Source organism: Aerococcus sanguinicola (assembly GCF_008726925.1).
GTDB lineage: Bacteria > Bacillota > Bacilli > Lactobacillales > Aerococcaceae > Aerococcus.
Map to the genome: position 1 here is coordinate 193,922 of NZ_VYWO01000004.1, position 22,716 is coordinate 216,637.

A 22,716-nucleotide genomic window follows, 5' to 3' on the forward strand; every position below is an offset into this window, starting at 1 on the left:
ATATTACTTATAAAAAGTTTAAAAATTAATTAAACTGCAAGGCCGTAGAGAAGATTTTCTTAGCTAATTCGATGAAATCTTCCATATATTTCGGTAGGGGCATGCCCTTACGATAGGCGATGATCACATCGGACTTAGAACTTGGACAGGAGAAAGAAAAGAGACGGGGTGCATTCTCTTGCTTCAGGTTGAGATTGCGGTAGTGGTTCTCATAAACCAAGGAAACCCCGTAACCCCGGATGGTTAAATTAACAGCTGTTTGGATGTTATTCGTCTTGATTGTGCGGGCAGGATGGAAGTGTTCCTGGCTGAAGAGCTTGTCCATCTCCCGACTGATCTTGGTATCATTAGTCGAAACAATGAAGCGATCATCCTGTAAGTCTGCTAGATCAATCATCGGATACTTGGAATCAGGATTGTCGACAGCAGTGGCAACGGCAGGGTGGTCATGGGGAAGGGCAACCAAGATTTCTTCTGTGCCAATCTTGTCATAGGTCAGGTTGGCATTCTCGTTGCTGGCATTAATGATAATAATATCGCAGTCCCCGTTCATAATCCGGTCTTCCAAGATCGTTGCGGTTTCTTCCACCAACTGCACTTCCACCCGTGGGTAGAGCTTTTCGTATTCGGGAAGTACGGGTGGCATGAGATAGGAGCCGCGAATTAGAGGGATACCGATCCGGATACGCCCATAATTCTTATCCTTGATGGTCTGCATGGTCATCTCTAACTCATCACGCATGGTCAAGATATCATTGCCATACTTGACGAACTCTTCCCCAGCATAGTTGAGGACTAGACGTTTACCGACCCGTTGGAAGAGATGGTAGCCCAAACGCTCTTCCATATTCTTGATGTACATACTGAGGGAAGGCTGGGTAATGAATAAACTCTCCGCTGCCTTAGTCAGTATACTATGCTCATGGATTGCTTTTACGTATTCAATATCCTTCATTTCAATCATTAGTCAATACCTCTTCTATATTTATTCCACTTATAACTTTCTAGACTTATATCTAATCGATAATATAACACATTCCTCTTTTGATCATTCGTCAAGAATTTCTTCAAGAACGAAAAGTCTTACTGATAATTTTATCCAAGCTGCCCAATGATAGCCATTCTGAAAATCTATTCAATCGATTAAAAGAAGCGGTCAGCCCCTCTTTAACTAAGCAAAAATGTATCGCAAAAGTCTGCCTTCACGGCCTTTCGCCAACAGACCGCGGCGGTCTAGAAAATAAATAAACACAAGGAAAAAACAAGGTCAAAACTATATCAAGCTAGTGATTTGATTCTACTTTCAAGCATGTATCATCGAAAACTTTATCCATACTTAAGGCAAATTTATTATAGAATAAACCAATTTTTGTTCTTTATTTAAACTTTAATTCCCAGCCCCGGCTTCCTTTATAATGGACCAAAAGAGAAAGCGGAGGGATAATTTATGCGCATCGAACAATTACAATATCTTAGTAAGGTGGCCGAGACGGGATCCATTACCCAAGCCGCCAAGGCCCTCTACCTCTCCCAACCCTCCCTTTCCAACGCCATCAAAGAACTGGAGCAAGAGATGGAGGTCCAGCTCTTTAAGCGGAGCAAGAAGGGGGCTGTGCTGACAGAGGCAGGCGAAGACTTCCTAGTCTATGCCCAACAAATCCTCGCCCAGGTCGACCTCCTCAAGACCCGCTACCAGGAGAGCGAGCGCCCCCGTCGGATCTTCAGCGTATCGGCCCAGCACTACGCCTTCGTTGTCGATGCCTTCGTCCGCTTGCTCAAGGAGAATGCCTATCCCAAGTACCAAGCCACGCTCAAAGAATCGCGGACCTATGAAGTCATTGACGATGTGGCTAACCAGCGGTCTGAAATCGGTGTCCTCTACCGCAGCCGCTACAACCAGCAAGTCATCGCCAATGCCCTGGCTGAACGGGAGCTCAGCTTCACGCCTCTGATGCAAGCCCAGCCCCATGTCTTCATCTATGCCCAGCATCCCCTAGCTGAGCGGGACTGGCTGACGCTTGAGGACCTCGCCCCCTATCCCAAACTCAGCTATGAGCAAGGGGTCCACAATTCCTTCTATTATTGGGAAGAAGTCCTGGCCGACCATGTTGCGGACAAGTCCATTATTGTCTCCGACCGAGCGACCCTCTTCAATTTACTGATCGGTTTGGACGGCTATACCATCTGTTCAGGAATCATTAATTCAGACCTCAACGGCGGCGACATCCTGGCCAAGCCCTTAGACTGCGAGGAGGCCATTGAAATCGGCTATATCACCCATAACTACCAGCCGCTTAATCCAATTGCCCAAGCCTACATCCAACGGCTCAAGGAAGCCGTCAAACGCTCAGCCCCGGAAGAAAAGTGAAAGCCATAAATCATCGGTCCATCCGACAAGCTTCTTCCCCATACTAGCAGAGCCAGTCACGAAAGACAAAAAAAGAGCAGCTCCCATGAGCTGCTCACTTGGATCAATAGACCCTTCATTAAGCGTTCTTGTCGGTAAGACCGTATTTCTTGTTGAAGCGGTCCACACGACCATCGGCTTGTGTAAATTTTTGACGACCGGTATAGAATGGGTGTGAATCTGATGAGATTTCAACACGGATTAATGGGTAAGTATTCCCATCTTCCCATTCAACGGTTTCGTTTGAACCACGAGTTGAACCAGATAAGAATTTAAAACCTGTTGTTGTATCCATAAATACAACGGGTTGGTAGTCTGGATGGATGCCTTGTTTCATTATTCTTTCTCTCCTTTGCGCCCTGACTATCTGCTAGCCAGAGATTATTTTGACATAACAGTAGTATACTATCACATCACATGGCGAAATGCAATGTGATTTTTTATTTTTTCTAGTCTTCAACGAGTTCGATATCTGCCCCTAGCTGTTGAAGCTTGTCAGCAATCTTGTCATAACCTCTAAGGATATGTTCAGCCCCATAGAGTTCGGTCCGTCCTTCTGCCATTAAGGCGGCATTAATCAGGCAAGCCCCAGCCCGTAAGTCAGAAGCTGTCACTTCTGCCCCCCGCAAAGCACTTGGTCCTGTCAGATGGATTTGGTCATTGATCACCTTGGCCTGGGCTCCCATGCGCACCAATTCAGGAATGTGCTTGATACGCTTAGGATAGATGGTATCTTCAATCGTCCCTTCCCCCTGGGCCTTGAGCAAGAGGGGGGTAATGGGCTGCTGGAGGTCAGTCGCAAAACCTGGATAAGGCATGGTCTTAGTACTTACCATGTTGAGGTCATCTTGGGCTGGGTGGACATAGATCTCATCTTCATAGATATCCATCTGTACCCCCATCTCTCCCATCTTGGCCACAAAGCCTTCGATGTGTTCAAAGATGACATTCTTCACGGTTACCCCTTGACCAACGGCAGCAGCTGCCGTGAGATAGGTGCCCGCTTCAATCCGGTCGGGGATAATCTGATGGTTGGTGCCCGTCAGCTCATCGACCCCTTCAATACGGATGGTCGACGTCCCGGCGCCCTTGATCTTAGCCCCCATCTTATTGAGCAGGGAGACAACATCGATAATCTCTGGTTCGCGGGCAGCATTCTCGATAGTCGTCTTGCCCTCTGCCATGGTAGCCGCCAACATCACATTGATGGTCGCTCCCACGCTGACCACATCCATGTAGATCTCTGCCCCATGGAGGCCATTTGGCGTAGAGAAGTGGATGGCGCCTTGTTGGTTCTCAATCACTGCCCCCAAGGCTTCGAAGCCCTTGATGTGAAGGTCGATAGGCCGTGGACCGATGGAACAGCCTCCTGGCAAGCCAACCACACCTTCCCCATACTTGGCCAAAAGCGCGCCCATAAAATAATAGGATGCCCGAAGACTCTGAATCTTACCTTCCGGCATGGGAATATTGACCATATGCTCCGGGTCAATGACGAGATGGTTGTTCTCAAATGATACGTCACAGTTAAAATCTTCTAAAATCTCAATCAGGGCTTTGACGTCAGCAATATCTGGCACACCGTCTAGACTGACTGGGCTATTCCCCATAATAGCAGCAGGAATCAAAGCGACCGTACTATTCTTAGCACCGCTAACTAAAACTTCTCCCTTTAACGGTTTACCACCATTTATGATAAACTTTTTCATTTTGCATTCCTTTCGTCCCCAAGCAAAATCGCTAAGTGGGTTTTGGCTTGGGCGCAAGTATTCTCTCGATAACATAAAAAAATTACTATCTTCTCAAGTTAACATTATAACGGATATTTATTCCTTTGACAGCCCCAATCGAAGTTTTTAAGAAAAGTTTAAAGTTGAAAGCTTTTCATAGATAAAAGCACAATTAATGCTTCTTAGCGGCACGGACCAAGGCTAAGAAGAGGGGGTGGGGCCGGTCTGGACGGGACAAGAATTCGGGATGGAATTGGCTAGCGATGAAGAAGGGATGGTCCGGTAATTCAACAATTTCAACCAGCTGGCCATCGGGAGACAAGCCTGAGAATTTAAGCCCGGCTTCTTCCAATTGACTGCGATAAGCATTGTTGAATTCATAACGGTGGCGGTGGCGCTCAGAGATCTCTACTTGACCATAGACTGACCGAACCAGGCTGCTTTCAAGTAAGCGGCAAGGATAGGCCCCCAAGCGCTGGCTTCCGCCCAATTCACGTTGGGCCACTTGGTCCGCCATCAAACTAATAATCGGGTCCGGCGTCTGGGGCTGGATTTCTGCAGAATGGGCAGCTTCCAGTCCACACACATGGCGAGCAAATTCCACACAAGCCAGCTGCATCCCCAGGCAGATCCCTAGGAAAGGCCGGCCTTCTTCGCGGGCGTATTGAATTGCTCTTATCTTGCCTTCAATCCCCCGGCTACCGAAGCCCCCGGGTACGAGAATACCATCCGCACCAGCCAAGACTTGGGCGGCCTGGTCAGGGCTGGTCAAGCTTTCTGCATCGACCCAATCAATGGCAAGTTCCAGGCCTTCCTGGTAACCCGCATGGCGGAGGGCTTCCGCCACCGATAAGTAAGCATCGGGTAAGGCCACATATTTACCGACCACAGCAATCCGGAGCTTGCGCTTGGCCCGATGAATGCGGTCAACCAGTTGAGTCCAGCTGGCCATATCCGCTTCTGGAAGGCCGGTTAGCCCCAGGGCCTGGCAGACCTTGTCATCGAGCCCCTGAGCTTTAAGAGCCAGGGGTAAGGCATAGATGGTATCCACATCACGGTTCTCAATGATGTGGTCCTCTTCAACATCACAGAAGCCTGAGAGTTTCGCCCGCATCCCCTCCGGCAGGGCCAGCTGGCTGCGGACAATTAAGAAGTCCGCCTGGATCCCCAAGCTCCGTAATTCTTTAACCGAGTGCTGGGTGGGTTTGGTCTTCAGCTCTCCGGCAGCCTCCAAGTAAGGGAGGAGGGTCGTGTGGAGATAGCAGGTATTCCCGGGGCCGAGGTCTTTTTTCAACTGGCGGATGGCCTCCATGAAGGGCTGGGACTCCATATCCCCCACGGTTCCGCCAATCTCCGTAATGACCACATCCGCCTGGGTCGACTCCCCTGCCCGGAGGACCTTCTCCTTAATAGCGTCCGTAATGTGGGGAATCACCTGGACCGTTGCCCCCAGATAGTCGCCCCGACGCTCCTTGGCGATGACCTCCGAATAGATCTTGCCCGTTGTCACATTGGAATACTGGTTCAAGGGGCTATCAGTCAGGCGTTCATAGTGGCCTAGGTCCAGGTCCGTCTCCGTCCCATCGTCGAGCACATAAACTTCCCCATGCTGGTAGGGGCTCATGGTGCCTGGGTCGACATTAATATAGGGATCGAATTTTTGTAGGGTCAGCTTCAGGCCCTTATTCTTTAAGAGCCGGCCTAAGGAAGCCGCCAACAAGCCCTTACCGATCGATGAGACGACCCCTCCCGTTACGAAAATATACTTCGTTTCTTTAGTCATTTTTTTGTCCAACCTTTCCTAGAATTGAGGCAAACACTCCAGGACAAAAAATAAAAAAGCTCCCATTCCTCATTTGGAATAGGAGCTCACTCACTATCGTTCTTAAAGTGCCCAAATAAAATTCTAAGGCAAAGCCAGTCCAAAGTCAAGCCAGATTTATGATTTTATAATATTAGATAGTTCGTACTAATGATTGAAGCTAGCTTCTAACTTATGAAAAAGAAAGTCTTAGCTTGGACTAGAAACTAGAGGTCATCGTCCTCGTCTTCATCGTCTTCATCCAAATCATCATCATCAATGATTCCCAGGTCGCCCTCTAAGCCATCTTCTAACTCATCTTCGGGATCATCATCCCCTAATTCGTCGAGGTCTGCCCGGTAGTCATTTAATTCCCGGCTTTCATCTTCTTCGTCCTCGTCTTCATCATCGTAATCGTAGTCGTCTTCTTCCCCTTCATGGTCTTCCGGGTCATCATCCGAATAGTCGATAACATCTTCATCCAAGGCTGTGAGGACATTCTTCGAGCGTTTGTGCTTCTTCTTAATGTCATCATCATCAATAGTTGAGATAATCTCTTCATCAATGGAGTCCACGGGGTACCAAGCCCGGAGCCCCCAACGGTTTTCCCCTAGGGAGATAAAAGAGCCATCCGCATTCATTTGGGTATAGAAAAGGACCATCCGCTGCTCTAATTCGTCAGTTGTCAGTCCCATATATTCTTGGACTTCTTCTAATAAGTGGTTAAATTCATAGACTTGGTTGCTTTCTCTTAAGATTTCGTGGGCCACTTCAATCATTGAGAGCTCTGATTTATTTTGATGATCTAAACGTTCTAATTTCACTGATTATTCATCCTTTCAAGCTTCCTCTATTACTAGGTATCAAAAAATATCCATTCCTTATAATTTTACACTATTTCAGCGTGGTAATGCAATTTTAATTCATGGCGGATGGGTTGGTCATCAAGGTCTGAGATCTCATAGACCAGGCGCAGGCTCCCCTTATCCGCTGCCAGATCGTGGCTCAGGCTCTTTAGTTCGACCGTCATTGGAATCCGGTAGGGGCCGACCTGGTAGTGGCTAGGGACAGCCTGTCCAGGCACCAGGGGAAGGCGCATGGCAGCATCAGCGGTCTTTCTTTGGATAAGGGCCCGGCCTGCCTTCAGATCGACCTTGACCCGGACCTGGGCAGGTCCTTGGTCCGCCACTTCCTCCTGGTATTCCAGGTAGTGCTTGTCTCCTAAACGGAAATAGGCTCCTTGGCTGTTGACTTGCAGGTCTTCTTTGGACCCCGCTTGACTGATTCGATTCCTTAAATTCACATGGACTGCTTGTTTTCCCTTAGGCATCTGGCCACCTCCACTTGTCTTCCCCTAATCCTACACGAAATACAGGGAAAAGAAAAGGCCTCAAGCATTTTGTCCAGGCCTAATTTAGGTTATACTTAGGGTAAATTAAGTATAGAAAGTGTGACTGCTGTGATTATTAGTGCCCTCTATTCAGAAAGCCCCCGCTTGGCCATTGTCGATGAATTCGTGCCTACTGACCAAGCCCTCCGTCCTTTCGCAGTTGATGATTACCTCCTCCGCTGCCTGAGTAAGGAAGACCTCCAAGCGGATGCTGTCCTCCATTTCTGGCCGGGGGACCCCGCTGTCTACCTCGGTATGGTGGATACCCGGCTTCCTGACTTCCAAGCTGGGGTCAACTTCCTCAAGCACTCTGCTTACACGCCTGTCATCCGTCCCTCCGGTGGCCTCGCTGTGGTAAGTGACCCGGGCATCCTCAACTTCAGCCTCCTCATCAAGCCAGAAGACGGCCGGCTCAGTATCGATGACGGCTACGAAGTCCTCGTCCGCTTAATGAACCAAATCTTTGCTCCCTACCAAGAAGAAGTCCAAGCAGGTGAAATTACCCGGTCCTACTGTCCAGGTAGCTATGACCTCAGCCTCCAGGGCAAAAAAATCGCTGGCCTGGCCCAGCGCCGCATCGGGTCGGCCATCGGCATCTCAGCCTATGTCTCCCTCGAAGGCGACCAGATCCGCCGCGGCCAATTAATCCGTGACTTCTACCAGGCCAGTCACGTCCAAGAGGCTAAGCGTGACGACTACCCTGATGTCCTCCCTGAGAGCATGCACAATGTTTCCGATGTTGTGCCGGAATTAGGGCAGCTAAGTCGCTTCAAGGCTGCCATCCAAGAGGCCCTAAGCGCTGATACAGCTAGCCAAAGCCCCCTTGCCCTGGACCAATTAGACCTCAGCAAGGACTTGGCTAAGATGACCAAACGCAACCAAGATATTTAAGAGGAAAGGAGCCCAGCCATGTCCCTTAGTCGCCAACAAGATATCCGCGAAAAAATTTTCCTCGATCCGGTCCACTCTGAGATCCGGGTCCAGCACCAGGTGATCCTAGACCTGATCAATACACCGGAATTCCAGCGGCTGCGCCGGATCAAGCAGCTGGGAACGGCCCACCTCACCTTCCACGGCGCGGTCCACAACCGCTTCAGCCACTGCCTGGGGGTCTATGATATTGCCCGGCGTATTTGCGACCGTTTCGTCCGCAACTATCCCTCCCAACAAGCAGGGGACGGCCTCTGGGATGATAGCGAGCGCCTGGTTGTCCTCTGTGCAGCCCTCCTCCATGATATCGGTCACGGGGCCTTCTCCCACACCTTCGAGAAGCTCTTCGATACCGACCACGAGGCCATCACCCGGCAAATTATCCTCAGCCCAGAAACCCAGGTCCACCAGATTCTCTCGGCCATCAGCGACGATTTTCCGCAAAAAGTAGCGGCTGTCATCGACCACTCCTACCCCAACCCCCAGGTGGTCCAGCTGATTTCGAGCCAGTGCGACGCCGACCGGATGGACTATCTCCTGCGCGACTCTTACTTTACAGGAACCAATTACGGGACCTTCGACCTCAACCGCATCCTGCGCGTCATGCGCCCCGCTAAGACAGGTATCATCTTCAATGAGGCCGGCATGCATGCGGTGGAAGACTATGTGGTCAGCCGCTATCAAATGTATATGCAAGTCTACTTCCACCCCGTCTCCCGGGGCATGGAAGTCCTCCTCAGCCGCCTCCTAGCCCGGGCTCAGGCCCTCTATCAGACAAATCCTAAGTACTTCGTGAAGACCTCCCCCTTCCTCCTCCCCTTCTTCAGAGGGAACTGGGAACTCAGCGACTACCTCCACTTAGATGATGGGGTCTTAGAGACCTACTTCCAGCACTGGCTAGCCACGAGTGATGACCCTATCCTCACCGACCTCTCCCACCGCTACATCAACCGCAAGCCCTTCAAGTCCGTCACTTATGAACCAGAAGACCAGGCCCTAGTAAACGAGGTCAAAGAAAAGATCCAGGCATTGGGCTACGACACCAGCTACTATACCGCCCAGAACAGCAACTTCGACCTCCCCTATGACTTCTACCGGCCCAATGCCAAGAAGCCGCGGACCCAGTTAGAAATTATCAGCAAGGATGGGACCACCACCGAGCTCTCCCAGGCCAGCCAGCTCATCCGTGCCGTCACCGGCCAGGAAATTGGAGACCAGCGCCTCTACTTCCCTAGCGAACTCTATGCCGGTAAGAACCCGGACAAGCTCAACCTCTTCCAGCCCCTCCTGGACGACCTCCACCAAATGACTGGGACGGGCAAACTCAAGCCCAGCCAGACTTCCTAGTCGAGGGGCCGAATAAAGTTTTGATAGCAGCTTTAAAAAGCGACCGAGACACTTAGTCCCGGTCGCTTTTTTGGCTGACAGGCTTTATTCAGAAAGGCGCGAAGAGCTAATAAAAAATCCTCGGACAATACAAAAAACAGGAGAGTATCGAGTCACTCTCCTGGCAAAAATTAATTCATAAGTTTTTGACTTTAATTAAGCTGTTTCATTAGCTTTTTGTGCCTTCTTAGCGGCGATCTTAGCTTGAACTTCTTCCATGGTTTCAGGATCCAGTGGGTAGAAGTGAATCAAAATAGCTGTTAGTACAAAGACTGCAACGATGATTCCTAAGAGGATGTAGCCTCCTTGCATCAGGGCTGGGTTTAGGGGTTCGTTAGGTTGTGGGAAGCCATCAACATAGCCGATCCCTGCAAAAACTAAACCAAGAGCGATAGGTGAAAGAGAGGATGCAATAGAGTCTGTTAGGGAGAAGATCGTCCCGATAACCCCAGCCGCATACTTACCCGTACGGGAGGTTTCATAGTCTGTGATATCAGCTGACATGGTAAGAACAGTTGATGTAGGATAAGTTGTAAAGATCTTTGCAGCAATCCAAAGGCCCAAGAAGCAGTAGGCCAAGAAGCCAGCTGGTGAGAAGAGTTGGGTGGTATCTGGAGTTACTGCCAGTAGAACAGTCATCAAGATCCATGACACTAAGCCCAGAATAATAGATGTCGAATAGGTGAACTTCAGACCCTTCTTACCCGCAATCCGTGTAAAGATAGCGATCATAATGAATTGTGGAATGATGAGGTAGAGGGAGACTTGACCGACTAACTGCATGTCAGCCAGAATAATCCCGAAGAGGAGGACGAGGAAGGTCTGGTCCCCGATCAATTGGGCAACAAACTTCACGAGGCCCCCGCAGAGCGCCAGGATTTGTAAAGGACGGTTGCCTTTAATAATGCTCCAGACATCACGTAGGGAGAGCTTCTGGTCTGCTTCATGGCCCAGACCGAAGTAGCGGGTCTGGTCCTTACGGGATAAACCAATCATAGCGAGAATCGTTAAGACAAGAGAAACTACACAGATACCAGGAATGAAGACGCTAAAGAAGTCGCCGTTATACTCATTCTGATATTGTGGTAAAAGTAAGTTTGATACGACATATTGTCCAACAGCGAAGACCCCAATAGATGAGAAAGCCGTATCGAATAAAGTAAAGAGCGGCCGTTGCTCAGGGTCATTAGTTAAGGCTGATTGGGCTGCCTTAGTAACCGTTTGCTGGAAGGAGTAGACAATTTTATGGAAAACTAAAGAAATAAATAGCATGACTGTCTGTGTCGTTCCAGATAAATTATGCAGGTTGAAAATCATTAAGAAAGATAAGATCAGACCAATATTTGATACCAGCATAATGGGACGATATTTCCCCCAGCGGCTGTTGAAGTTATCAATAATAAAACCAATCGTCGGGTCAATGATCCCATCAAATAAGCGGGCCATGCCCAGAACCGAAGAAACTAAGAGTGTGGTCAGACCAGCCACCCCAGTTGCATAATAAGTGAGGAAACCAAAAGCGAAAAGATACAGGTTAGATGCCGAGTTGTTCATCGAGAACAGGGCAATTTCCCATTTTTTCGCGCGATGGTATTTCGCATCCTCTAATTCAAACTTTGCCATATATATACCTCCAATATTTTAGGGCGTTTTCCCTTAAATTTTGCTCCGAAGCTCCATTAAACCGTTTTCATTTTAGGCTAAAAAAAGAGAGCTAGTGACCGAATTCACAGCTTAGCCAACTTTCTTTTTAACCGAATCGCTTCAAGGAAGGCTTCGGCCCGTAGACCTTATCAGCCCAACTTTTTACCAAGTTATAAGCTTGCAAAAAGATTCAGAGCACCGATCTACAAGCACTAGAATAGCATACTCCTCTCCAAAATGGAAGCGGTTTTATGTGAATTTGTTATATTTTTCTTATTTTTGACTAATAAAGGCTTAACAATCCCTTAATAACGGGCTTTTTAGGGCAAAGTATTTTATGAAAATAAAAATCGGCTTCAAACAAAAAAGGACAAGCACAAAACTTGTCCTTTTCAAGAGATGGGATTAAATATTTTTGACGAACTTTTCCACGCGATCCATGGCTTCTACTAAGTCCTCGTAACTTGCAGCATAGGAGAGGCGGTAGTAGCCCTTACCCCCGGGACCGAAGACTGAACCGGGAACCACGCCGACCTTGGCCTGGCTGATCAGATCTTCCACAAAGCGGAAGTCGTCATCCCCATAGGCTGGGTGGATCCGACCAAAGAGGTAGAAGGCACCGTCTGGCTGAACGAAATCGAGTCCCATAGCAGGCAAGCGGTCCAGTAAGACCTGACGCCGGCTCTTAAAGGCTGAAAGATTGCTAGCGACCACATCATCACAGTCGCGGTAGGCAGCCAAGGCAGCATACTGGTCAGGTGTGGAAACACAGGTAACCAAGGCTTGATGGTAGATAAAGAAGTGGCCATAATAGGCGGCAGGCAGGTGGAGGAAACCAATCCGGAAACCTGTCATGGCATAGGTCTTGGACACCCCAGCCATCAGAATGGTTTGGTCTGGAATCTCTTGGTAGATTGAATAATGGCCACCGTCATAGACCAAGTCCGCATAAATTTCGTCACTGAGGACAAGGACATCATAGTCCCGAATCACTTCCGCTAGGGCTTGGATCTCTGCCTTGCTATAACTAACTCCCGTTGGATTATTGGGATAGTTCAGGATGATTAAGCGAATCTCGGGCTGGGCTTCCAATTCCTGGCGGAGTCGATCAGCTGTCAATTTAAAGCCTGTGTCAGAAGTATCGACAGCGACCACCTGGCCCCCAGCTAAATCCGTGCAGAGTTCATAAGAAGGAAAGAAGGGAGAAGGAATGAGCACCTTGTCGCCTTCGTTAAGCAGGCAGTGGGTGGCCAGGGCAATCCCTTCTGAGGCACCATTAGTAATTAAGACCTGGTCTTGGAAGAGTGTCATCCCATGGGCTCTCTCATAATAAGCCACAATTGCTGCCTTAAGCTCTGGAATCCCATCCGAAGGGGCATAGTGGGTCTGACCGGCTTGAACGGCCTGGGTCATGGCCTCTTGAATCCGAGGATCCGTTGCAAGGTCCGGTTCACCGATTGTGAAGTTCAAGGCCCCTTCTGTTTCTGCCACTTGTTTAGCAATCTGACGAATCGCAGATGGTTGGGGTTTATTTAAACGTTGGTTGTAATACATGGTCATCCCTCATTTTCTTATCGTTTTATCATTTTTCTTATTTCTTATATTAACATACTATTTATGAAAAAGTTAGCGGATTCCATGACTTTTGCTAGCTATTTGCTGGCTACTTCGGTAAGATGATAGAGAGTTCTGTTAAGTTTTTTCGCTAAAGGAGGCGTACCTTGTGACAGAAGAAAGTATCGAAAAAGAGGGCGTCCGCCCACTTTATGAATTAAACCAAGAGCGGGCCCAAGCGCTCAAACAGCCCTGGCAGCTCTACTACTATGCCGTCAAGGGCTATGTCATCACTGAAGTTGAGATTCAGGCCCCTGTCGACCAAATGCTCAGCGAGCTCCTGGACCAATTAGAGCGGGCCCAAAGACTTAAGCAAGCGCCCAAGGAGGCCCTGGGCAAGCCAGCCCATGCCTACGCCCGCCAGGAACTCCGCCAGCTCGACCTGCCCCGCTATGTGGAGAACTTCTCGCGCTACGCCTATTATCTGGTCATCTACCTGGCTATCACTTACGGGCTCTTTGCCCTCTTCCAGTTCGGCTATGGCCTCTATTACTATGGCGACCTCAACAGCGCCTGGAATATGCCGGTCCCCATCTCACTCCTCGGTTTACCCCTGCAGTTCCTGATGCTAGCGACCAGCGTGTTCTTTCTCTTTAAATTTATCCGCCAGAGCGCTTGTGGCCATCTCTGGCAGAAGCGCCACCATATCATGTACCTGTCGGCAGCCATCCTGTCGGCCCTGGCCTTCCTAGTTATCCCCTTCTTCTCCCTGGCCTACCATGTCTTGATCATCCGCATCCCCGTCTTCCTCCTGGCCCTCTGCCTGGTCCTCGCTGGCGCCTACTATTTCAGCAGCCGCCACCTCCACCTCGACCAGCATATTGACCGCCTCTTTGAAGAACAGGTGCGCAAGGCCAAGCAGAAGTCGATCGAACAGAATATGGACATCCATGTGGCCAAGGACCTACCCAAGAAGTGGACGACTTTGAAGCTCAAGCGGCCACTCATCAACCGCTCGACTGTCAAAAGAGCCAAAGAAGAACAAAAGGAGGATAAATAAATGAAAATTGCCGTTATCGGCGGCGGCATCGTGGGATCGACCGCTGCCTTCTATCTCAGCCAAAACCCTGACATTGAGCTCAGCCTCTACGACTATGGCCTAGGCCAAGCCTCTAAGGCAGCCGCTGGCATCATCTGCCCCTGGTTCTCCCAACGCCGCAACAAGGCCTGGTACCGCCTGGCCAATGCTGGGGCCCATTTCTACCCTGAGATGCTTGAAGACCTGGCAGCTGCTGGTCAGGAGAGCCATGCCTATCAGACTAAAGAAACCTGGCTCCTCAAGAAGCGTCCCAGCACCCGGGAGGATGTCTACCAGATTGCCCTATCGCGCCGGCCTGAAGCCCCTCTGATTGGGGATATTGACATTCTCACTCCTGCTGAGCAGAGAGCCCAGCTCGACCAGTGGACCTATGACCAGGACCTGGTCGCCATCCGCCAAGGGGCTGCCATTGTCGACGGGCAAGAGCTCTGCCAGGACCTCCAAGCCGCTGCCAAGCGCCAGGGCATGACTTACCAGCAAGCCAAGGTCAGCCTGGACTTCCAGGGCGAACAAATCGCCGTTGTCACTGAAGACGGACAGAGCCAGGTCTTCGACCAAGTCATCCTGGCCACCGGGGCTTGGCTGGGAGACTTGCTTGAACCCCACGGCTACCAAGTCGATATCCGCCCTCAAAAGGGGATGTTAACCGTCTATGACCGGGATGTAACCGACTGGCCCCTCATCATGCCGGAAGGCGAAGCCGATATCATCCCCCATGGCCAAGACACCCTCTACCTCGGGGCAACCCACGAGAATGATAAGGGCTTTGACCTAAGCATCGACATGGACAGCATGGCCAACATCTTCGATACCTGCCGGACCATCCTCCCCGCCCTCGACCCCGAGACCTACCGAGACGTAAAGGTCGGCACCCGGGCTTATACCAGTGACTACGCCCCCTTCTACGGCCCCGTTCCCGGCCAAGGCCATCTCTATGCCGCCTCAGGACTCGGGTCAAGCGGGCTCACTACCGGTCCCATCATCGGCTACCAGCTGGCCCAAGCCTGCCAAGGCAAAGACCAGCGCCTCAACCCCGCTGACTACGACCCCAGCCCTTACCTCGTCAAAGAAGACTAAAAGAAAACACCGCTCTTTTTCAAAAGGCGGTGTTTTCTTTATTCAATAAGTCGCGACTACTTATTCTTCAATAAGTCGCGGATTTCGGTCAAGAGAATTTCTTCTTGGCTTGGTTTTGCTTCCTCTTCTTCATCATCCACTTTTTCTTCTTTCATGAAGGTGTTCTTCAAGGTAGCCACACCCTTCATCACAAAGAAGAGAACCAGGGCAATGATCAAGAAGGAGACAATGGATTGGATAAAGTTCCCTACCATCAACTTGGTATTGCCGATCTGTAGGACAATATCTGTAAAATCAGTCGATCCGGTAAAGAAAGCAACAATCGGCATAATAATATCTTCAACTAAGGAATTAACAATTGCGGTGAAAGCTGTCGCCATCACAACCCCAATTGCCATATCCATTACATTACCTTTTGCGATAAAATCGCGGAATTCTTTTAACATAAGTGCCTCCTTAATGCATCAGTTTTCCTATGAGACTATTAAAGCACAAATTAAGAACAACTTAAAGTCTTTCTTTCTAAAAATGTACAAAATTAATGATACCAAAGCCGAGCAGGATTAGGCTGACACTAAAGTGTAAGCGCCGGTGCATAAAGAGGATGGCGATATACTCGCGAAAGCTGTCGATCGTCCATTCCTTCAAGGTAGAGGGCGCTCCGATCCCACTCACCTGGTAGAGTTTCTCCAGGTTGGCATACAATTGGCTACGGTAGAGGTGGTAGGAAGAGGTAATAAAGACTGCAGAGACAGCTTCAATAATCGGTTGGCGTTCTTGAATCAAGCACTTGCTGTAGTAGAAGTTGCCATGGGTATTGGCGGCTTGGTCTTCTAAGAGGATCTTGTCCGCTGCCACACCCCGGGCCTGCAAATAATCACGCATCACTTCCGCCTCCGTATAAGGCAATTCAGAGCCCGTCAAACCACCTGAGACGATGGTCACCGGCTGCTTGCCGTGGATATAGGTATGCCAGTTTAGATAAGACAAGGTCCGGTCTAACCGCCGCTCCAATACCCCACTGGGCGAGCCATCCGACCTGAGTGAAGCCCCTAGGACAATCACATAGTCCTGGGCTTTTTGACTCTCAAGGAAGGACAAGCGGGCCGACATGATCAAATAATTAATAAATAAGAGCACATAATAGGCCATCACAAAGTCTGGAATCCTAAGCCAATCCTGCTTATCCGAGAGTTCCACTGTGAAGATCAACCAATAATGAGCAAGGGAGATCCCAATCAAGAGGCCACTCAGGCAGAGGCCCACCAGTAATTGACTGTAGGAATATTCCTTGGTAAAGAGATTGAGGGCGAGCGAGAACATGCAGACCCCAAAGATCATCAAGAGCAGGGGCGCAATATAGTCCGTCAAGGCTTGGGCCCAGCGAAAGGCCTGGTGGACCCAATAATAACGCGGGAAGTTTTGGTCATTGATCACCGCAACAAAGAGGCAAACCAAGCCCGCTATCAAGATCAGATTATCCCAAACATTGCGCGGGGCTAGGATAAAAATCACTATAGCCACGGCAATCAGGGTAAAGGCTGTCACATAAATGATCACCCCTGGCCACCTTCAATCTGGTGGTAGGCAGCATAGACGACTTGCTTAGCCAGTCCCTGGTCCTTGGCAACTGCCTTGATAGCCGCCTTGGAGGTCAGGCCCTCTGCCGCCATCCGTCCGAGGACCTGGTCACGCAGGCTCAGGTCCTCGTCAAGAGCCTCTGCTGCTTGATCAGCCTGGGCTTCTTCCTCTGACTGGCCCGCCAGGAGGAAGCAGATTTCCCCCTTAAGCTCGGGATTCTCGTCATAGTAAGCCAAGACTTCAGCTAAAGTCCCCCGGCGAAACTCCTCGAAGCGCTTGGTCAATTCCCGGACGACAACCACTTGCCGGTCACCACCGAAGACCTCGGCACAGACTTTGAGGGTCTGGCGGAGCCTGTAGGGGGATTCATAGAAGATCAGCGTGGCTGGCTCAGTCCGCAAGTCTTCCAAGCTCTCCTTGAGGGCTTTTTTCTTTCTAGGTGGGAAGCCAACAAAGAGGAAGCGCTGGGTATCGAGACCCGACGCCATGAGGGCGGTCAAGGCTGCATTGGGACCCGGCAGAGGGATAACGGGATAGCCAGCTTGGATAACCGCCTGGACCAGGTCTGCCCCAGGATCTGAAATAGCCGGCATGCCTGCATCCGATACCTGGGCGAGGACCTGGCCCTCCCCTAGACGTTGGAGGATAGTGTCCAGGCGCTCCTGGTGGTTGAATTTATGATAGCTCAGTTGCTTGGTCGAAATATCAAAGTGGTTGAGTAATTTTTGCGTATTGCGAGTATCTTCCGATAGGATCAAGTCCGCTTCCTTGAGAATCGTCACTGCACGGAAGGTCATATCCTCCAAATTACCAATGGGGGTGGGAACAAGATAGAGACTCGCTCGGTCTGACGCTTGAAAACTTTTTTGTTCTTGCATGCTGGACCTCCTTAGGGCGTGTGATCGAGGATAAATTGTGGGGCCAAGGCTTGGTCAAAGTCAATCCCCCGCTGGGTCAGATAGGCTTCCTTGGCGGATCGCTTCTGGTGCTTAAAGGCATACTCAGCAGACATGGCTGCAGACTTATCGGCATAGGCCTTGGCATAGATCATATGGCAGGGCCGGCGAGAAGCAGGCCGGGTGTATTTGGCCCCCTTGCCTGACTGATGGGCCTTCTCTCTTTTCTTAAGATCTGTGGTATAGCCTGTGTAGAGGGTATGGTCAGCACAGGCCAAGACATACATGTAGTGCTTAGCCATAGAGAACCGCCGCCACTTCCTTAGAATACTGGCCCTCCTGATCATGGATGTAGAGGGGAGGGTCGGCCCGCAAGCCTTTTGCCTGGCCATTCTTAATGAATTCCAGAAGCACGATATGGGCCTCCCGCTCCGGCATGGGATAGACCAAGCGAAGCCGCTTCAATTGAAGTCGGTGCTTGTCAGCTAGAAGCAAGAGTTCAGACAGACGCTCCACCTGGTGGACCAAGTAGAGCTTGCCCCGGGACTTCAAGAGAATCTTGGCCTGTTGGAAGATATCCTCTGCCGTCATCAAGAGCTCGTGGCGGGCCACCGCCTTGCTATCGTTAGGATTCAGGGGAGACTGGGGGTAGACCTTAAAATAAGGCGGGTTGCAAGTAATCAGATCCACACTATCATGGGCAAAATACTCCCGGGCCTGGCGGATATTCCCCTGGATAATCTGAACCTGGTCCGCTAGCTGATTGTGTTGAACCGAACGTTGGGCCATATCAGCAACATCCGCCTGCCATTCAATCCCGTAGACCAGGCCCTGGGTCCTTTTGGCTAAGACCAGGGGCAGGACCCCATTGCCCGTACAGAAATCAACCGTGACCGACCGGGCTCCCGCCTTCATCTGGGCAAAATCGGCTAATAAGAGGGCATCGATAGAGAAGGCAAAATGATCCGCACTCTGAATAATATCCAAATCTTCCCGCATCAAGCGATCCCAACGTTCCCCCGGTCTCAATTCGGTCATTTGCTCTCCCCTCCCTATCCTTTCTTAACGGTCGCTGTAGAGGATGTCCAGGCAGAACATGCACTGCTCGTCATTAGCCCGGCGCTGGCCATAAGAAATATTACAGATATGGTAGCCATCCTCATAGATATTCATTAGATTCTTCAAGGCCGGAGACAAGCCAGACACGTCTTCAGGACTATGGCCCGCTTCCTCGCCTTGACCCGCTTGACCAGGTGCCGTCAACTCTTGGAGGCGCTCACGTAAATACTGGTTCTCCATCTGCAAGTCATGGTTCTGCATAACCGCCTCCGACCAACGTTCCTCCAAGCGGTCCAAGTTCTCCAACAAAGTCGTCAGCTGACCTTTCATCCCCTCAAACTCCTCAACCATCTCACGATTATCCATCGAATCCCTCCTTTATCAAGCTAGCTCAACCCGCCAAGCTCAGTTTCAAAAACGCAGTCATTCAAAAGAAAATGTATCCCGGTCAGTCCCAGGCCAGCCCTCAAGCCAACAAGACAAGCTAGATCCAGCTCATCAAAGCCATCAGACCCTTGTACACCCTCTTCTCCTAGTCATCCATTTTAGCATATTTTACCCCAACATGCTCATAAAGAGGAAAAAAGTTAATAAAGGGTGTGAGACTTGGCGCTTAGGCTTGGATGATTGGAGCAAGTCAGAATAAGAGCGAAGTAGTCGCTCGTTTCAGACTTGTGAAATCACTCCAAGCCTGCCAAGTCAAACCCGACTATAGGGTGTGAGGGCGCGCGGGTAGGAGTGGACCTCTGGAGCAAAAGATCAGAGAAGGCTGGAAGCCTTCGACGAGCTTTTGGGAAGAGGAGCCACTTCTACGCGACCGAACCCGACTAGGAAGGGTGTGAGCAAGCCAGGTTTGCACGCTTCTTAGCTCATAAAAGCCATTTATCCTTCAGACCCAAAAGCCCTTTTCTAAGGCCAGGGATTTCCCGTATAATAATTGAGAAGTCTCTTACTAGAGAAAGGATGACCCCCATGTTCCATTTTTCAGATTTATATAGCTATGCTAGCCACTATGAGCCCACCGATGTCTTTGACTTCCTAGGCAATCCCCAGCTAGCCGATGATTATGAAACCAATTGCCTGCAGTTAGCCTTCATGCCTGGCGCCGAAGAGCTCGCTATTCTTGAAGACATCTTCTTAGATTATGCGGAAGAAGTCGGCCTGACCTATTACAGTTTCTACCTGCCCGAAAACCACGGCATCCCTAATGAACTCATGGCTGCCCTCGAAGCTAAAAATTACCAGCTGGCCAGCTACCAAGTCTTCCAGAGTCCAGCTGGCCAGATTCAGCTAGATAATCAACTCCTCAACTGGGAAAAAGTCAGCCAGGCAGAGAACTTGCAAGCTTACCTAGACTTTCAAAAACCTTTTGACCAAGTGATTGATCCCGCCCTTAGACGCAGCCGGCCCTTACGCTATCAAATGGCCGCTGGCAATCCCTGGATCAGCCAATTTCTGGCCTACCAAGACGGCCGCGTTGTCGCCACTTGGGACCTGATTGACCAAGGGCAATTCCTTGAGATCGACAACCTGACCGTTGGCCCCGACTATCGCCGGCAAGGTCTGGCCTCCCAGATCATCCAGCTCAGCCAACAAAAGGCCCAGCAAGCCGCTAAGCCCCTCCTTGCCCTAGCGGATATCGAGAATCCTTCCATGGCTGTCTTTGAGGGACTCGGCTTTAAGGCCCTGAGCTTACTTAGCCGAATCCACCGCCCCATAAGCTAAGCTGACCTCCTAGATAAATAAAAAAGCGGTTCCGAAGCTCCGGCCTCCCCATGATTAAGGGAGCACGGAAAGCTTCGGACCGCTTTTTATCGTTAAGAGCTAAAGTTGCTGCTTCAGCTAGGCTTGCCAGCTGGCTAGGACAAAGTATTCCAAGGCTGCCTGGGGGCTGACATTGGCCTGGATCATCCGCTGTGCCTTGAGGGCCAATTGGACCTGGCTTTGAAGGCGGCGCGGATTGACCTGGCGGCGCAAGTCTTGGTAGCCTGAAGCGCGAGAGGGGAGGATCAGTTGGTCGGTCTCCTGATAATTAAACAAGAGCAAGTCGCGCAAGTAGGCCAAGATCAGCTCCAGAAGGCGTTGGTTACTCTCTCGTCCCTTATCCTGCTTGATCCAATCCGTCTGCACCATGGTGAAAGCCCGGGGATCCTGCTTGACCAAGGCTTCCAACCAAGTCCAAGAGCGCTTGGTCTGGTCTTGGAAAACCTCATCCTCAGCCAGCTCTTGAGCTAGGCTGAGGTCCGAGGTTAAAGCCGCCAAGTATTCGGACATGTGGCGGCTGATGCCAGCCTCCTGGTAAGTCAGACGGACCTGGTCCAGGGGCAGGCTCTTGAAGTGGATCACCTGGCAGCGCGACTGGATAGTCGCTAGGAGCCGGTCCTTTTGGCTAGTCAGAAGGAAGATATAGACCTCTGGATTGGGTTCTTCGAGAAATTTAAGCAGGCTATTGGCCGCACTATTGGTCATCTTCTCCGCCTCATGGATAATAAAGACCTTCTGTCCCCCACCCATGGCTGTTAGCGAGAGCTCCTGCTTGAGTTCCCGCATCTGGTCAATCTTCAGACTTTGGCCCTCAGGCTTAACATGGACCAAGTCAGCTAAGTCGCCCTGGGCTACCAAGCGACAATTCCGGCACTGGCCGCAGGGTTTATCCGCTTCCTGGCAAAAAAGAGCTGCCGCTAAGTAATCCGCCAGATCTGCCTGACCAGCACCGGCTTCCCCTTCAAAAATATAGGCATGGCCCAAGCGTCCTTGGCGGAGGACCCGGTCCATTAGTGCTGTCAATTCTGGCTGCTTGGCTTGGATTCGAAACATCATATCCCCCCTAATTCAAACGAAAGGCTTCTGGATAGGCCGCTTGTAAAATTGCCCAGGCCTGGTCCAGACAAGCCGCTGGGGATTGGCTCGCGTCGATGACTTTAATCCGCTGGCCCTGGTCCTGGTCTAGGAGGGCTTGGTAGCCCGCTACCACCCGCTTATGGAAGGCGATGCTTTCTTGGTCCAAGCGGTTGTATTCATCGGGGCGCTGGCTTTGGATGCGGTCGATGCCCTCTTCCGCTGACAGGTCGAGGTAGAGGGTAAGGTCAGGCGCCTGGCCTTCTGTAGCAAAGTCATTGATGGCCTGAATGCCAGCGACCCCGATCTCCCGGCCCCAAGCCTGGTAGGCAATGGATGAATCGACAAAACGGTCGCAGACCACCCACTTGCCTGCTGCTAGCGCCGGTTGGATCTTATGGACCAGGTGCTGGCGGCGGCTCGCCGCATAGAGCAAGGCCTCCGCTCGCGCATCTAAGTCGGTATGGGTCGGATCCAAGATCAGGTCACGGATTTTCTCCGCTAGCGGCTCGCCACCTGGTTCCCGCGTAGCGACAAGGTCCGGTAATAAGTTAGCTTCTAAGCGGGCAAGCAGGCCTTGGATCAGGGTTGTCTTACCTGAGCCGTCCGGTCCTTCCACTGTGATAAAACGTCCCTGCATCAGTCTTTCTCCTTCCCTTGATTCATGGTCCGCCGCCCCTCTAAGGCACGGAGGAGGGTCATCTCGTCCACATACTCAATATCGGAACCCACCGATAAGCCATAAGCAATCCGGCTCACCTTAATCCCTGCTGGTTGGATTAAACGGGACAAGTAAGTCGCCGTGGCTTCCCCCTCAGCCGTCGCATTGGTGGCAATAATCACTTCCTGGATGGTCTCATCCTGGAGCCGGGTCAGGAGGCTGGTAATATTCAGGTCTTCCGGTCCTGTCCCTTCCATGGGCGAAAGAACGCCGTGGAGGACATGGTAGAGCCCCCGGTATTCCTGCATCCTTTCCATAGACATAACGTCACGGGCCTGTTCTACCACCATGACCTGGGACCGGTCACGACTCTGGTCCGCGCAGAGCACACAAGGGTCTTCCTCAGTGATATTGCCGCAGATACTACAATAGACCAAGTTGCGCTTCACATCGACCAAGGCTTTGGCGAAGTCTACCACATCCGCTTCCGGCATATCTAAGACAAAGAAAGCTAAGCGCGCCGCCGTCTTGGCCCCAATCCCCGGCAACTTCTGGAAGCTATCAATCAACTTAGCAATCGGTTCTGGATACTGCATCGAATCCTCCTTACAAATCTTTAAACATAAAGAAGAGGCCCAGCAAAGCTCGGCCAGGCCCCATACA

The 22,716-nt window shown here is 50.7% G+C and carries 23 protein-coding genes; 6 read left to right on the forward strand and 17 right to left on the reverse strand.

The features are described 5' to 3' along the window. Positions 1–25: 25 nt before the first annotated feature. Entirely contained in the window at positions 26–964 is a 939-nt protein-coding gene (locus tag F6I03_RS07265; RefSeq protein WP_083290617.1) for a LysR family transcriptional regulator, read from the reverse strand. A gap of 483 nt (positions 965–1,447) precedes the next feature. Here F6I03_RS07265 and F6I03_RS07270 point away from each other — a divergent pair, with 483 nt between their 5' ends. After that, positions 1,448–2,368, forward strand: coding sequence for a LysR family transcriptional regulator (locus F6I03_RS07270; protein WP_070431459.1), 921 nt, complete (start codon positions 1,448–1,450; stop codon positions 2,366–2,368). Positions 2,369–2,486: 118 nt separating this feature from the next. Here F6I03_RS07270 and F6I03_RS07275 read toward each other — a convergent pair whose 3' ends face one another. The 5 genes from F6I03_RS07275 to F6I03_RS07295 all read right to left on the reverse strand — a co-directional run bounded on the left by F6I03_RS07275 (position 2,487) and on the right by F6I03_RS07295 (position 7,268). Further along, complete coding sequence (locus tag F6I03_RS07275; RefSeq protein WP_070431460.1) at positions 2,487–2,744, reverse strand: type B 50S ribosomal protein L31; 258 nt, start codon at positions 2,742–2,744, stop codon at positions 2,487–2,489. 112 nt (positions 2,745–2,856) lie between these two features. After that, the gene (locus F6I03_RS07280) at positions 2,857–4,116 is read right to left on the reverse strand and encodes a UDP-N-acetylglucosamine 1-carboxyvinyltransferase (RefSeq protein ID WP_070431461.1); all 1,260 of its coding nucleotides are present in this window, start codon (positions 4,114–4,116) and stop codon (positions 2,857–2,859) included. Positions 4,117–4,309: 193 nt separating this feature from the next. Beyond that, the gene (locus tag F6I03_RS07285) at positions 4,310–5,920 is read right to left on the reverse strand and encodes a CTP synthase (protein ID WP_070431462.1); all 1,611 of its coding nucleotides are present in this window, start codon (positions 5,918–5,920) and stop codon (positions 4,310–4,312) included. Positions 5,921–6,165: 245 nt separating this feature from the next. Continuing rightward, complete coding sequence (gene rpoE, locus F6I03_RS07290; RefSeq protein WP_070431463.1) at positions 6,166–6,762, reverse strand: DNA-directed RNA polymerase subunit delta; 597 nt, start codon at positions 6,760–6,762, stop codon at positions 6,166–6,168. Between the two features lie 65 nt (positions 6,763–6,827). Further along, positions 6,828–7,268: a DUF1934 domain-containing protein gene (locus tag F6I03_RS07295; RefSeq protein WP_070431464.1), complete on the reverse strand. Its 441-nt coding sequence runs from the start codon at positions 7,266–7,268 to the stop codon at positions 6,828–6,830. A gap of 129 nt (positions 7,269–7,397) precedes the next feature. Here F6I03_RS07295 and F6I03_RS07300 point away from each other — a divergent pair, with 129 nt between their 5' ends. Together F6I03_RS07300 and F6I03_RS07305 are read left to right on the forward strand one after the other, a co-directional pair. Next, the gene (locus F6I03_RS07300) at positions 7,398–8,219 is read left to right on the forward strand and encodes a lipoate--protein ligase family protein (protein WP_070431465.1); all 822 of its coding nucleotides are present in this window, start codon (positions 7,398–7,400) and stop codon (positions 8,217–8,219) included. 18 nt (positions 8,220–8,237) lie between these two features. Then, entirely contained in the window at positions 8,238–9,605 is a 1,368-nt protein-coding gene (locus tag F6I03_RS07305) for an HD domain-containing protein (protein ID WP_070431466.1), read from the forward strand. Positions 9,606–9,800: 195 nt separating this feature from the next. On the opposite strand, the gene F6I03_RS07310 is transcribed toward F6I03_RS07305, so the two are convergent. Continuing rightward, the gene (locus F6I03_RS07310; RefSeq protein ID WP_070431467.1) at positions 9,801–11,267 is read right to left on the reverse strand and encodes an MFS transporter; all 1,467 of its coding nucleotides are present in this window, start codon (positions 11,265–11,267) and stop codon (positions 9,801–9,803) included. Between the two features lie 426 nt (positions 11,268–11,693). Beyond that, on the reverse strand, positions 11,694–12,842 hold the full coding sequence (locus F6I03_RS07315; RefSeq protein WP_070431468.1) for a pyridoxal phosphate-dependent aminotransferase: 1,149 nt from the start codon (positions 12,840–12,842) through the stop codon (positions 11,694–11,696). 169 nt (positions 12,843–13,011) lie between these two features. Here F6I03_RS07315 and F6I03_RS07320 point away from each other — a divergent pair, with 169 nt between their 5' ends. Together F6I03_RS07320 and F6I03_RS07325 are read left to right on the forward strand one after the other, a co-directional pair. Further along, the gene (locus F6I03_RS07320; RefSeq protein WP_070431469.1) at positions 13,012–13,902 is read left to right on the forward strand and encodes a hypothetical protein; all 891 of its coding nucleotides are present in this window, start codon (positions 13,012–13,014) and stop codon (positions 13,900–13,902) included. Further along, on the forward strand, positions 13,903–15,018 hold the full coding sequence (locus F6I03_RS07325) for an NAD(P)/FAD-dependent oxidoreductase (protein ID WP_070431470.1): 1,116 nt from the start codon (positions 13,903–13,905) through the stop codon (positions 15,016–15,018). It abuts the gene before it with no gap. Between the two features lie 56 nt (positions 15,019–15,074). Here the strand turns inward: F6I03_RS07325 and mscL are convergent, their stop codons facing one another. The 6 genes from mscL to F6I03_RS07355 form a co-directional block, all read right to left on the reverse strand. Further along, on the reverse strand, positions 15,075–15,464 hold the full coding sequence (gene mscL, locus F6I03_RS07330; RefSeq protein ID WP_070431471.1) for a large conductance mechanosensitive channel protein MscL: 390 nt from the start codon (positions 15,462–15,464) through the stop codon (positions 15,075–15,077). Between the two features lie 76 nt (positions 15,465–15,540). Then, on the reverse strand, positions 15,541–16,578 hold the full coding sequence (locus F6I03_RS07335; protein ID WP_070431472.1) for a YdcF family protein: 1,038 nt from the start codon (positions 16,576–16,578) through the stop codon (positions 15,541–15,543). After that, the gene (gene rsmI, locus F6I03_RS07340; protein ID WP_070431473.1) at positions 16,575–17,477 is read right to left on the reverse strand and encodes a 16S rRNA (cytidine(1402)-2'-O)-methyltransferase; all 903 of its coding nucleotides are present in this window, start codon (positions 17,475–17,477) and stop codon (positions 16,575–16,577) included. Before rsmI ends, F6I03_RS07335 begins: the two co-directional genes overlap by 4 nt. An 11-nt stretch (positions 17,478–17,488) precedes the next feature. Continuing rightward, positions 17,489–17,797: a GIY-YIG nuclease family protein gene (locus tag F6I03_RS07345; RefSeq protein ID WP_070431474.1), complete on the reverse strand. Its 309-nt coding sequence runs from the start codon at positions 17,795–17,797 to the stop codon at positions 17,489–17,491. Then, positions 17,790–18,533, reverse strand: a complete 744-nt coding sequence (locus F6I03_RS07350; protein ID WP_070431475.1) for a tRNA1(Val) (adenine(37)-N6)-methyltransferase — start codon at positions 18,531–18,533, stop codon at positions 17,790–17,792. The genes F6I03_RS07345 and F6I03_RS07350 overlap by 8 nt, the downstream gene beginning before the upstream one ends. Before the next feature lie 24 nt (positions 18,534–18,557). Further along, a complete protein-coding gene (locus F6I03_RS07355; RefSeq protein ID WP_070431476.1) occupies positions 18,558–18,920 on the reverse strand; it encodes a DNA replication initiation control protein YabA in 363 nt (120 codons plus the stop codon). A gap of 606 nt (positions 18,921–19,526) precedes the next feature. On the opposite strand from F6I03_RS07355, the gene F6I03_RS07360 reads away from it, so the two are divergent. Further along, positions 19,527–20,279, forward strand: a complete 753-nt coding sequence (locus F6I03_RS07360) for a GNAT family N-acetyltransferase (protein ID WP_070431477.1) — start codon at positions 19,527–19,529, stop codon at positions 20,277–20,279. Positions 20,280–20,396: 117 nt separating this feature from the next. Here the strand turns inward: F6I03_RS07360 and holB are convergent, their stop codons facing one another. Genes holB through recR form a run of 3 tightly spaced genes read right to left on the reverse strand, consistent with a single transcriptional unit; the run spans position 20,397 to position 22,649 of the window. Next, complete coding sequence (holB, locus tag F6I03_RS07365; RefSeq protein WP_168160483.1) at positions 20,397–21,371, reverse strand: DNA polymerase III subunit delta'; 975 nt, start codon at positions 21,369–21,371, stop codon at positions 20,397–20,399. 10 nt (positions 21,372–21,381) lie between these two features. Next, complete coding sequence (tmk, locus tag F6I03_RS07370) at positions 21,382–22,032, reverse strand: dTMP kinase (RefSeq protein WP_070431479.1); 651 nt, start codon at positions 22,030–22,032, stop codon at positions 21,382–21,384. Continuing rightward, the gene (gene recR / locus F6I03_RS07375) at positions 22,032–22,649 is read right to left on the reverse strand and encodes a recombination mediator RecR (RefSeq protein WP_070431480.1); all 618 of its coding nucleotides are present in this window, start codon (positions 22,647–22,649) and stop codon (positions 22,032–22,034) included. Before recR ends, tmk begins: the two co-directional genes overlap by 1 nt. Between the last annotated feature and the right edge of the window lie 67 nt (positions 22,650–22,716).